We start from the raw sequence: 11628 nt of genomic DNA, 5'->3' as shown, positions 1-11628 counted from the left end.
AAGCAAAGGAGGAGCGGGCAGCTTGCTGGAGGATGTCCTACTTCTTAACGGCGCGGAGCCCGGAGCGAATTCGCTCCGGGCTCCGTGGCTCGGGGGTGCAGGGTGGGTGCGTGCCTCGGGTCGTTACTTCTGCGTACCCCGCAAGAGGCGGTCGATGTGGGCTGCGGCGCCCGCCAACCTGGCTCGTGCGTCGGCCAGTTGTGCGGCGGTGACGCCGTGGTCGCGCGCCGCGTCGCGGATGTCGTCGCGGAAGCGGTCCAGGAGGCGGTCGAGTTCGCGGGCCGGGTCCGCGCCGGGCTTGGTGTCCTCGTACGCCCAGTCGGGCAGTCCCTCGGCGGGCACCGCGTCCTCCGGGGCCGATGTGCGGGAGGTGTCCTTGTCCGCCCGCTCCACCGTGATGTCCGGCGCTTCCTTCGGTGCCTCGGGGCCCCGGCCGAAGCGGCCGAAGTCCTTGCCCCAGCTGCGGCTGAACTCCTTCTCGATCTCGGCGAGTCCGTCCCGTACGGCAGAGGGCCAGTCGCCGCGTGCCACGTGCTCGCGGACCTGCTCCTCCACCCGGCGGGCGGCCTGCTGCATCTGCTCGCGTGCGCGGTCGGTCGTCTCCTTGGCCTGGCGACGGGCCTGCTGGGCCTCCTCGCGGGCGCGGCGGCTCTCGTCCTTTGCGCGCCGGGCCTGCTCCTTCCACTCGTGGCGGGCCTTGCGCATCTCCTCCTTGGCCAGCCGCCAGGCCTCCTTGTCGCCCCAGGGGCCGCCCCAGTCGCCTCCGCCGCCGGTGGAGCCGGCCGGACCGGCGGGAGGAGTCTCCTTCGAGCCCGCCGCCTGGGCGCGCATCTCGCGGCGCAGGTCGCCGGCCGCTCCCCGTACGTCGTCGCGGATCTCGGCGGCCAGCTCGGAGACCGACTCGCGGATCTCCAGTTCCAGGTCGGCCAACTCGCCGCCCCGGCCCGCGAGTTCCTCGCGGCCCGCAGCGGTGATCGAGTAGACCTTGCGGCCCCCCTCGGTGGCGTGCGTGACCAGGCCCTCGGCCTCCAGCTTGGCGAGGCGCGGGTAGACGGTGCCGGCGGAGGGGGCGTACAGGCCCTGGAAGCGTTCCTCCAGGAGGCGGATCACCTCGTAGCCGTGGCGCGGGGCCTCGTCCAGCAGCTTGAGGAGGTAGAGGCGGAGTCGACCGTGGGCGAAGACGGGAGGCATGTCAGAGGACCTTTCCGGAGGGCGCGTCGGTGGGGGAGTCGCCAGGCGCGTCGGAGGGGGAGCCGCCGGGGGCGTCGGAGGGGGAGTCGGCAGGCGCGTCGGCGGCCGTTTCGTCGTGCGGCGGTCGGCGCAGCAGGGCGATGGCGCCGGAGACCGTCGTCGCGCGCAGCTTGCCCGCGCCCGTGCCGAGCGTGCCGGTGATCTTCTTCTGCCCCCACTGGCCGGCGACCCGCAGGTCCTCGAAGGCGTTGGAGACGGAGCCGCTGGTGGTGTTGGCTTCCACCTGGGCGTCGGCGGGGTGCGGGAGACGGATCGCGATCTCACCGGTGACCGTGGTGAGGGCGATGTCGGCCGGCCCGTTGCGCACGGTGTCCACGTCGATGACCATCGCCCCGCCCACGGACTCCGCCCGTACGGAGGACCCCGCGCCGTCGACGACGGTGAGGTCGCCCGTCACCGACTTGAAGCGGAGGTCGCCGGTGAGGGACTGCGCTTCGATGTTGCCGGAGACGGTCTCGGCGTTCACCCGCCCGGACAGGCCGACCAGGGTGGTCTCGCCGGTGACCCCGCGTACCTCCGTGCGCGCGCTGATGCCCGAGACGACCGCGTTCGCGCCGACCACACCCACGTCGACCTTCGCCCCGGTCGGGACGGTGAGGGTGACGGCCGCGGAGCGGTTCCAGCTGCGCCGGTCGAACATCTTGAGGAAGTCCTGCCAGGGCAGGTCCTCGTACGTGACGGTCAGCGTGCCGTCCTTGTGCGACACGACCAGCGGCGGACCGTCGAGCTCGGTCACTTCGAGGCGGGCGGCGGGTACGGACGGGTCGTCGGTGCCGACCACGTTCACCGTGCCGTTGACGATGCGCACGCTCAGTGCGTTCACCGGCTCGTCGAAGGTGAGTTTCTGCGGTGCTGTGACGGACCACTCGGTCATGGCGATCTCCCCGGTCAGGACTCCAGTTCAACGCAACATATCGCGTCTTCTGCTCAACACGATATATCGCGGTTGGGTGAAGTCAAGATAAGGATCGGTGCCCGGCGGGAGGTGGGGTGGGGTGAATTGGCCTAGCGTGAGCCTTATGTCCTTTTCGGATCCGTCGTCCGCGTACCCCGTGCCGTCCGGGCCGCCCGTCTCGCGGCCCGTCGGAGCCCTGCTGCTCTGCCGGGCCCCCGCCGACGACGTGCGCCCGGCGGCCCACCTGTTGCGCGAGCGGATGCTGCTCGCCCCGGCGGGCGACGGCTGGAGCGTGCTGGTGCCGGAGGGCAAGCCCTGGCGGGCGCCGGGGGAGGGGCACGAGCCGGTCGACCGGGTCCTCGCCGGCTGGGCGACCGCCCTGGCCGTCGGCACGAGCTGGCCGGTGCTGGCGCTGTGGTGGGACGGGGAACGGTACGGATACACCCTGGCCGCCGGGTTCCGGCGCACCGTGGGCTACGAGTGGCTGGCCGACGGCACTCCGCTCGGCGAGGACGAGGCCATGCGGACGTTCGCGCTGCGGCTCGCCCTGGACCCCGTGCACGACGTCGCCGCGCTGGAGGCGCTGGCCAGGCAGGACGGGGACGCGGACGGGCGGGCCAGGCTGCTGGGCCTGGTCGCCGTGCTGCACCGGGCCGGGCTGGCGCTGCCGACGGGGCTGACCCCGGGGGAGAGCGCCGACCGGCTGCGGGAGGTGGCCCGGGTGGGGGCGGGCGCGGAGACCGTGGAGTGGGCGGGCTGGCGGGACGCGGTACGGGCGGAACTGGGAGCGCACGGGCCGTGGGGGGCCGGGGTACGGATTGCCGGGGCGGCCCAAGTGGTCGTCGGCGTACCGGTGTTGCTGTGGGGCCTGCGGCGGGGCGGCGCCGGGTGGGCGGTGGCGGGCGGACTCCTGGTGGCCCAGGGAACGGCGGCACTGGCCTTCGACGTGGCGCGCAGGGACTGAGGGCGCGGCCTGCGGGGGTGGGCGGGGGAGGCGACCGGCGGGTATGCCGTCACGTATCCCTCCCGCCCCCAGCAGTCACCCCCGCCCCGAGGAGTCACTCCTCGTCGTCGTCGTCCATGCGCGCCAGCCACGTCGCCAGGCGTTCCACCGGGACCTCGAAGTCCGGGTTGAGGTCCACGAACGTACGGAACTGCTCGGCGAGCCACTCGAAGGTGACCTCCTCCTCGCCCCGGCGCTTCTCCAGCTCTTCGATGCCACGGTCGGTGAAGTACATGCCCTCAGGATAAAGCCGCACGTGGGAGGGCCCGTCCCCGCGAGGCGAACTCGCGGGAACGGGCCCTTGTGCCACGTACGACGGCTACCGGGACTCAGGCGTCGAAGACCTCGTTCATCAGCGCCTGCTGCTCCGCCTGGTGCCGCTTGGCCGACCCGACCGCCGGCGAGGAGCCGTGCGGGCGGGAGATGCGGCGCAGCCGCTCGCCGTGCGGGATGTCCGCGCCGACGGCCAGGTCGAGGTGGTCGATCAGGTTGAGCGCGATGAACGGCCAGGCGCCCTGGTTCGCGGGCTCCTCCTGCGTCCACAGGTACTTCTCGGCGTTCGGGTACTTGGCGATCTCGGCCTGGAGCTCGGCGCCCGGCAGCGGGTACAGGCGCTCCAGGCGGATGATCGCGGTGTCCGTGGTGCCGCGCTTCTTCCGCTCGGCGTCCAGGTCGTAGTAGACCTTGCCGGAGCAGAAGACGACCTTGCGGACCGCCGCGGCGTCGACCGACTCGTCGCCGATGACCGGGCGGAAGCCGCCCGTCGTGAACTCCTCCGCCTTGGACGCCGCCGCCTTCAGACGCAGCATCGACTTCGGGGTGAAGACGACCAGCGGCTTGTGGTGCGGGTTGTGGACCTGCCAGCGCAGCAGGTGGAAGTAGTTCGACGGGAGGGTCGGCATGGCGACCGTCATGTTCTCCTGCGCGCACAGCTGGAGGAAGCGCTCGATGCGGGCGGACGAGTGGTCCGGGCCCTGGCCCTCGTAACCGTGCGGCAGCAGCAGCGTGACGCCCGAGTGCTGGCCCCACTTCTGCTCGGCGGCCGAGATGTACTCGTCGACGACGGTCTGCGCGCCGTTGACGAAGTCGCCGAACTGCGCCTCCCAGAGGACGAGCGCCTCGGGGCGGGCCAGGGAGTAGCCGTACTCGAAGCCCATGACCGCGTACTCGGAGAGCAGCGAGTCGTAGACGTTGTAGCGGGCCTGCTCGTCGGAGAGGTAGTTCAGCGGGGTGTAGTCCTCGCCGGTGTTCTGGTCGACGAGCACCGCGTGCCGCTGGCCGAAGGTGCCGCGGCGCGAGTCCTGGCCGGACAGGCGGACCGGGGTGCCCTCCATCAGGAGCGAACCGAAGGCGAGGGTCTCGCCCATGCCCCAGTCGATCGTGCCGTCCTCGATCATCGCCGCGCGGCGCTGGATCTGCGGCATGAGCCGCGGGTGCACCGTGACGTGGTCGGGGATGTTGACCTGCGACTCGGCGACCCGCTTGACGACCTCCTGGGAGACCGCGGTCTCCACGGCCACTGGGAACGCCGGCTGCGGCTGCGGGACGTGCGCCTCGGCGGGGGCCTGGGTGGCCTCGCGGACCTCGACGAAGACCTTCTCCAGCTGGCCCTGGAAGTCCTGGAGCGCCTGCTCCGCCTCTTCCATGGTGATGTCGCCGCGGCCGATGAGGGACTCGGTGTACAGCTTGCGCACCGAGCGCTTCTTGTCGATCAGCGTGTACATCTGCGGGTTGGTGAAGGACGGGTTGTCCGTCTCGTTGTGCCCGCGACGGCGGTAGCAGATCAGGTCGATGACGACGTCCTTGTTGAACGCCTGACGGAACTCGAACGCCAGACGCGCCACGCGGACGCAGGCCTCCGGGTCGTCGCCGTTCACGTGGAAGATCGGCGCCTCGATCATGCGGGCCACGTCGGTGGCGTACATCGAGGAACGCGCGGACTCCGGCGAGGCCGTGAAGCCGACCTGGTTGTTGATGACGATGTGGACCGTGCCGCCGGTGCGGTAGCCGCGCAGCTGCGACATGTTCAGGGTCTCGGCCACCACGCCCTGGCCCGCGAAGGCCGCGTCGCCGTGCAGGGCGACGGGCAGGACGGTGAAGTCCGTGCCGCCCTTGTTGATGATGTCCTGCTTGGCGCGGGCGATGCCCTCGATGACCGGGTCGACCGTCTCCAGGTGGGACGGGTTGGCGGCCAGCGACACCTTGATCTGCTCGCCGTCCAGGCCCGTGAAGGTGCCCTCGGCGCCCAGGTGGTACTTCACGTCGCCCGAGCCGTGCATCGACTTCGGGTCGAGGTTGCCCTCGAACTCGCGGAAGATCTGCGCGTACGACTTGCCCACGATGTTCGCCAGGACGTTCAGCCGGCCGCGGTGGGCCATGCCGATCACGACCTCGTCCAGGCGCGACTCGGCGGCGGAGTCGAGGACCGCGTCGAGCAGCGGGATGACGGACTCGCCGCCCTCCAGGGAGAAGCGCTTCTGGCCGACGTACTTGGTCTGGAGGAAGGTCTCGAACGCCTCGGCGGCGTTCAGCCGGCGCAGGATGCGCAGCTGCTCCTCGCGCTCCGGCTTGGAGTGCGGGCGCTCGACGCGGTCCTGGATCCACTTGCGCTGCTTCGGGTCCTGGATGTGCATGAACTCGATGCCGGTGGTGCGGCAGTACGAGTCGCGGAGCACGCCGAGGATGTCGCGGAGCTTCATCATCGACTTCGACGCGAAACCGCCGACGGCGAACTCGCGTTCCAGGTCCCACAGCGTCAGCCCGTGCTCGTTGATGTCGAGGTCGGGGTGCTTGCGCTGCTTGTACTCCAGCGGGTCGGTGTCGGCCATGACGTGGCCGCGCACCCGGTAGGAGTGGATCAGCTCGAAGACGCGGGCGGCCTTCGTGACGTCGTCGTCGTGGCTGGTGTCGATGTCCTTGAGCCAGCGGACGGGCTCGTAGGGGATGCGCAGCGCCTTGAAGACGTCGTCGTAGAAGCCGTTCTCGCCCAGCAGCAGGTTCGCGACGATGCGCAGGAACTCGCCGGAGGCCGCGCCCTGGATGACCCGGTGGTCGTAGGTCGACGTCAGCGTCATGACCTTCGAGATGCCCAGCTTGTTCAGGGTGTCCTGGCTGGTGCCCTGGAACTCGGCCGGGTAGTCCATCGAGCCGACGCCCATGATGACCGACTGACCGGGCATCAGACGCGGCACGGAGTGGACGGTGCCGAGGCCGCCCGGGTTGGTGAGGGAGACCGTCACGCCCGTGAAGTCGTCCATCGTCAGCTTGTTGTCGCGGGCGCGGCGGACGATGTCCTCGTACGCCTGCCAGAACTCGAAGAAGTCGAGCGTCTCGGCCTTCTTGATGCCGGCGACGACGAGCTGGCGGTCGCCGTTCGGCTTCACCAGGTCGATCGCGAGACCGAAGTTGATGTGCTCCGGCTTCACCAGGGTCGGCTTGCCGTCCTTCTGGGTGAAGGAGTAGTTCATCGACGGCATGGCCTTGATGGCCTGCACCATCGCGAAGCCGATGAGGTGGGTGAAGGAGATCTTCCCGCCCCGGGCCCGCTTCAGGTGGTTGTTGATGACGATGCGGTTGTCGAAGAGCAGCTTCACCGGGACCGCGCGCACGGACGTCGCCGTGGGCACCTCCACGGAGGCGTTCATGTTCTTCGCGACGGCGGCGGCGGGGCCGCGCAGGGTGACGTACTCGGGGCCGACCGGGGCGGAGTCCTCGGCGGATGCGACGGGCTTCACGGGTGCGGCCTTCTGTGCGGGTGCGGATGCGGACGCCTTGGCGGCGGGCTTGGCTGCCGGGGCTGCGGCGGGCTGCGCCTTCGCGGCGGCCGGAGCGGCTGCCTTCGGGGCTGCGGCGGGCTGCGCCGGGGCCTTGGCTGCCGGGGCCGGGGCGGCGGGTGCTGCCTGTGCCGGTGCGGCGGCGGGTGCCGCCTGCGCGGCGGGGGTCAACTTCTCTGCCGTACCGGCGGAGGTGCCCGGCTTGTAGTCGGCGAAGAAGTCCCACCAGGCGCGGTCGACGGAACTGGGGTCCTGGAGGTACTGCTGGTAGATCTCGTCGACGAGCCACTCATTGGGACCGAAGGATGCGGCAGGGTTCTTCCCCTGCCCGTCCTGGTCGGTCGACGAGAGACTTGAGCTACTGGGGGACTGAGACGACACGGCGTTAACCGCCCTCTTCCGCTTCGCAAGGTGGTGGACAGCGGAAATAAAGGCTACGCCTCCCCGGCCGGGAGATGCAGACCGGGCGGTGCATCCGTCGCGTAAGTCACACCGGAGAGCCGGTTTCGCCGCACGTTTTGGCGGGAAACAAGCGTGGTTCCGCTGTGGACTGCGCGTCAACCGGGTGCGAGCCGGGTGCATCCGACCGAGGATGCGAGCAATGCTTCCGCATCCTGGCAGGACGGACGCAGAACGTCCGTATCTGGTTCGAACCCTACGTCAAGCCGTAGGGCGGGCGGTCCCCGGAAGGGTGACCTGGATCCGGCAACCGCGTTCGGATTCGGCCACGCCGATCCGGCCGCCGTGCAGATCCACCGCCCACCGCGCGATGGCCAGGCCGAGGCCCGTGCCACCGTCGCCGCCCGAGGGGTGCTGGGCAGGCGCCTTCCCCTGATTGAACCGTTCGAACACGCGGTGCCACTCCGACTTCGGTATCCCCGGACCCTCGTCCAGGACCTCCAGCTCCAGGCCGCCGGGACTCTCCCCGGCCCGCGCCCGGACCGTGACCCGGCCGTGCGGAGGGCTGTGCTTGACCGCGTTGTCGATCAGGTTGGCGACCACCTGGTGCAACCGCTCCTGGTCCGCGTGCGCGGTCAGCTCGGGCGGGGAGACGTCCAGGTGCAGATGTACGTCCTTGCGCGTATGACGTCCGGACCCGGAGACCAGACCGCGCTGCGCGGCGGCCAGATTGGCCTCCTTCAGCACGCCCGACAGATACGGCCACACCTCGAACCGGTGCGCCTTCAGAGGTACGACACCGTTGTCGAGCCTGGCCAGGTCCAGCAGCGTCTCCACCAGCCCGCCGAGCCGCTCGGTCTGCTTGAGCGCGGTCCGCATGGTCTCCGGATCGGCGGCGACGACGCCGTCCACCACGTTCTCCAGTACGGCGCGCAGCGCGGCGATCGGAGTGCGCAGTTCGTGCGAGACGTTGGCGACCAGCTCCTTGCGGTTCTCGTCGACTGCCTGGAGGTCCTCGGCCATGCGGTTGAGCGTGGTCGCCAGGCCGCCCAGCTCGTCGCGCCGGTCCGTGCCGCCGACCCGCTGGGTGTAGTCGCCGTGCGCCATCGCGGCGGCGACCTGCCGCATCTCGTCGAGCGGCTTCGTCAGGTTGTGCGCGACGAACTGGGTGATCAGCATGGACGCGATGATCGAGAAGACGGTGATGAAGCGCAGTTCGGTCTTGGTGGCCAGTGCCACCATCACCAGCCCCGTGGTGAGCGCCACCGAGACGACGACCAGCGAGATCAGCTTCGCCCGGATCGTGAAGGGCCTCAGCACGAAGGGGCGCAGGGAGCGGGGCAGCGTGCGCGCCACCCTGCGCAGGAGGCTCCTGGTGAAGGATCCGTCCCGCGCGGAGCCGCCGGCCGGGCGCAGGATCCGGCGGAGCCCGCCGGCGGAGCGCCGGGGGCGGTGCCCGCAGGTGGGGCAGTCGGGGACGGCGGCGTCCGGCCGCCGCCGCGGGCCCGGCAGGTTCCGTCCCGGGCTCCCGCCCCCCAGTGCCCGCGCCCCGGCCGTACCGCTCACGGCGCCGGGGTCTCCAACGCGTAGCCGACACCGTGCACGGTACGGATGCGCTCCGCGCCGATCTTGCGGCGCAGCGCCTTGATGTGACTGTCGACGGTCCGGGTGCCGGAGGCGTCCGCCCAGTCCCACACCTCGGCGAGCAACTGCTCCCGGGAGAGGACGGCGCGCGGTGTGTTCGCCAGGCAGACCAGCAGGTCGAACTCGGTGGGCGTGAGGTGCACGTCCTCGCCGTTCACCCGCACCCGGCGCTGGGCGTGGTCGATCTCCAGTTCGCCGAGGCGCAGGATCCCGCTGCGGGGAGTGGACGCGGCGATGGTGGCGCGCTCGACCCGGCGCAGCAGGACGTGCACCCGGGCGGCCAGCTCCCGCATGGAGAACGGTTTCGTCATGTAGTCGTCGGCGCCGACCCCGAGCCCGACGAGCATGTCGGTCTCGTCGTCGCGCGCGGTGAGCATCAGTACCGGTACCGGACGCTGTGCCTGGACCCGGCGGCAGACTTCGAGCCCGTCGAAGCCGGGGAGCATGATGTCGAGGACCATCAGGTCCGGCTGCCAGGCCTCGGCGGTGTCCACCGCCGCAGGGCCGTCGCCCGCCGTCTGCACCTGGAAGCCCTCGGCCCTCAGGCGGGCCGCGATGTTGTCCACGATCGTGGCATCGTCCTCGACGACCAGTACCCGGCGCTGTGCACCGGGAGTGGCCGCGAGGCCGTTGTGGCTGGTGTGTGTCTGCTCCATCGCCCCGCCCCTGGAGTGCGTTCGTCTGATCCCGCGGTCAGATGGCAGCGTAAGGGCACTGACCAGCCCACGGCTACGCGGTGCGACGACCGCCGGACGGGACCAAAGCGCAGGGATCGGGCATTGCGCACCTCTCCTGTCGAACCTTGCCGAAAGCGACATTAAGCAAGGACTTTTCGAAACTCGACGCAGGACAACTCGCGCTGTGCACAGTGAAGTAGACGTTGCGTAGGCGAAGTGCCGCGCTGTGTCGTCACGGTGACTCGTTGTCCACCCGGGTCATGGTTGTATGTGCAAACGTGAGGGAGCTGTGAATGTTGTCTCGCGTGCGGTCGCCGGACCCGCGCGGGCGGTGGGGGCGCAGGCCCGGGACGGTGCGTGTGCCCGGAGTCGGAGCGATCAGTGCTCGCAGAGCGAGAATTCCCGTTCGTAGAGCTGGTCGTTGTGCTCGTCGACGAAGAACTTGCGTTCCCGCATGAGCTGTTCGCGGTAGTCGCGGGCCTGGGCGAGCGTCATGGTCGACGTGCCGGACCAGGGTTGCTGCGGCGGCACGTCGGACGTCGAGACGATCCTCTCCGAGGGGTCGACCAGGAAGAACGCCAGGATCTTGCGGTGTCCCGGACGGGTCGGGTCGGCGAGCCGGAACGAGCCGACGCGGTGTTGCAGGACGTTCGGGAACGCCAGGCAGCGGCCCGCCGGGGTCGCCACCGAGCCCAGCACCTGGTTCAGCGCGTCCTCGTTCTCCAGGCCGTAGACCTCGCGCACGCCGTTGTCGTCGCTCTGCTCGTACTCGAGGTCGTCGAGCGCGGCCCGGAAACCCAGTCGGCTCTCGGTGATGTTCTCGCTGTCCCAGTAGTAGATGCCGGTCGAGACGATCCGCTCGTTCAGCATCCCCTCGACGTGCCAGGAACCGCCGGAGTACTCGGGTTGCTCCGGGGTGAGGTGGATGGTCGCGAGTTTGACGATCACCTGGAGGCTCCGGCCGCGCAGGTCGACGCGGTCGGATGCGCCGGGCAGCGCGGGCGGGCTGAAGACGGGGGCGTCCGGGACCACGGGGCGCCGGTTGTCCCACCAGTCGTCCTGGGCCATCTGGTACGCGTCGACAGCCCTCGTGAACGCCTCCTTGTCGGGGTACGCGGAGCTGTCCGGGTACTGGGGCTGCGAGTCGTACCACCCGTAGGGATCCGCCTCGATCCGCAACGGCCGCGGATGGCGCAGATCGGTCAGGACGTTCTCCAGCAGCGGGCGCATGCGCGCGAACAACTCCGGCAGCACGTCGGCGAGTTCGCGATGGGTCTCGGGGTGCACGTTGTTGACGTACGAGCGGAGGACGGCGGTGCCGTCCTCGCTGACGTCGACGTCCGTGGGCAGCCACTGGAACTTCTCCGAGAACTCGTACCGCGCATAGTGGTTCGTCGGATTCCGCCAAGCCCGCTCGGGCTCTCCGCTCACCCCTCTCACCAGGCAGAACAGCGAAGGATGCACCAGGTCCAGCACCTGCCCGCCGGAACCGGGATGCCAGTCCCGGTCCTCCTCGGGAACCTGCTCCAGCACCCGGACCGCCGCGCTCAGCCGGGACCTGAGCCCTTCGTCGACCAGGGTGTCCGACTGCCACACCCCGTCGACGGCGGACACCTCGGCACCCGTCCGCCCGTCCCGCAGCGCGGCGTAGTGCCGCAACTCGTCGAGCACGTAACGGACCTGCGCCTCGGTGAGCCCCTGAGCCAGCGCCTCCCGCGTCCACCTGCCGACGATCTCCGCGTCGTTCCTCTTCTCGAACCACCGCGGCTTCGACCGGATGAGGGCGCTGCACCGCATCATCTGAAGCTCGCGCAGAGTCCGTGGTGTCGCGAGGGATATGGACCGGGCGGTGCGAAAGGGCAGCGGGAAAGCAGACAGCTCGGACAATTCTCTCGGTCCTTCGACTCGGCGTGCGGTGGCGGGAGAATACTTCAGCCGACCGACAGTGGACCGACACCGGAGTGGGGGCGTGCGATGCCGCGGGCC

General features: G+C 70.3%; 8 protein-coding genes. 1 reads left to right on the top strand and 7 read right to left on the bottom strand.

The window, feature by feature from the left end; all coding sequences use genetic code 11:
• Positions 1-123: 123 nt before the first annotated feature.
• Together ACQPZG_RS11515 and ACQPZG_RS11510 are read right to left on the bottom strand one after the other, a co-directional pair.
• The gene (locus ACQPZG_RS11515; protein ID WP_433545711.1) at positions 124-1191 is read right to left on the bottom strand and encodes a helix-turn-helix transcriptional regulator; all 1068 of its coding nucleotides are present in this window, start codon (positions 1189-1191) and stop codon (positions 124-126) included.
• 1 nt (position 1192) lies between these two features.
• The gene (locus tag ACQPZG_RS11510) at positions 1193-2125 is read right to left on the bottom strand and encodes a DUF4097 family beta strand repeat-containing protein (RefSeq protein ID WP_433545710.1); all 933 of its coding nucleotides are present in this window, start codon (positions 2123-2125) and stop codon (positions 1193-1195) included.
• Positions 2126-2270: 145 nt separating this feature from the next.
• Here ACQPZG_RS11510 and ACQPZG_RS11505 point away from each other — a divergent pair, with 145 nt between their 5' ends.
• The gene (locus ACQPZG_RS11505) at positions 2271-3110 is read left to right on the top strand and encodes a hypothetical protein (protein ID WP_433545709.1); all 840 of its coding nucleotides are present in this window, start codon (positions 2271-2273) and stop codon (positions 3108-3110) included.
• 94 nt (positions 3111-3204) lie between these two features.
• Here ACQPZG_RS11505 and ACQPZG_RS11500 read toward each other — a convergent pair whose 3' ends face one another.
• The 5 genes from ACQPZG_RS11500 to ACQPZG_RS11480 all read right to left on the bottom strand — a co-directional run bounded on the left by ACQPZG_RS11500 (position 3205) and on the right by ACQPZG_RS11480 (position 11529).
• Complete coding sequence (locus tag ACQPZG_RS11500; protein ID WP_433545708.1) at positions 3205-3384, bottom strand: DUF6104 family protein; 180 nt, start codon at positions 3382-3384, stop codon at positions 3205-3207.
• A gap of 94 nt (positions 3385-3478) precedes the next feature.
• On the bottom strand, positions 3479-7303 hold the full coding sequence (locus ACQPZG_RS11495; RefSeq protein WP_433545707.1) for a multifunctional oxoglutarate decarboxylase/oxoglutarate dehydrogenase thiamine pyrophosphate-binding subunit/dihydrolipoyllysine-residue succinyltransferase subunit: 3825 nt from the start codon (positions 7301-7303) through the stop codon (positions 3479-3481).
• A 279-nt stretch (positions 7304-7582) separates the two neighbouring features.
• Positions 7583-8638 (bottom strand): HAMP domain-containing sensor histidine kinase, encoded by a 1056-nt coding sequence (locus ACQPZG_RS11490; RefSeq protein ID WP_433549363.1) that lies wholly within the window; start codon positions 8636-8638, stop codon positions 7583-7585.
• A 245-nt stretch (positions 8639-8883) separates the two neighbouring features.
• Positions 8884-9621, bottom strand: coding sequence for a response regulator transcription factor (locus ACQPZG_RS11485; protein ID WP_433545706.1), 738 nt, complete (start codon positions 9619-9621; stop codon positions 8884-8886).
• A gap of 399 nt (positions 9622-10020) precedes the next feature.
• Positions 10021-11529 (bottom strand): DUF4246 domain-containing protein, encoded by a 1509-nt coding sequence (locus ACQPZG_RS11480; protein WP_433545705.1) that lies wholly within the window; start codon positions 11527-11529, stop codon positions 10021-10023.
• Positions 11530-11628: the final 99 nt, after the last annotated feature.

The sequence above is a fragment of the Streptomyces sp. CA-294286 genome (assembly GCF_050947155.1).
In the GTDB taxonomy this organism is placed as follows: Bacteria; Actinomycetota; Actinomycetes; order Streptomycetales; family Streptomycetaceae; genus Streptomyces.
Note: the sequence above shows the minus strand (reverse complement) of the source record. Positions and strands in the feature narration are given on the sequence as shown.

What these genes read in the sequence shown, in the direction of transcription:
- ACQPZG_RS11485 (WP_433545706.1), bottom strand. Translation starts at nt 9,621, where the DNA reads ATGGAGCAGACACACACCAGCCACAACGGCCTCGCGGCCACTCCCGGT.
- ACQPZG_RS11515 (WP_433545711.1), bottom strand. Translation starts at nt 1,191, where the DNA reads ATGCCTCCCGTCTTCGCCCACGGTCGACTCCGCCTCTACCTCCTCAAG.
- ACQPZG_RS11510 (WP_433545710.1), bottom strand. Translation starts at nt 2,125, where the DNA reads ATGACCGAGTGGTCCGTCACAGCACCGCAGAAACTCACCTTCGACGAG.
- ACQPZG_RS11505 (WP_433545709.1), top strand. Translation starts at nt 2,271, where the DNA reads ATGTCCTTTTCGGATCCGTCGTCCGCGTACCCCGTGCCGTCCGGGCCG.
- ACQPZG_RS11500 (WP_433545708.1), bottom strand. Translation starts at nt 3,384, where the DNA reads ATGTACTTCACCGACCGTGGCATCGAAGAGCTGGAGAAGCGCCGGGGC.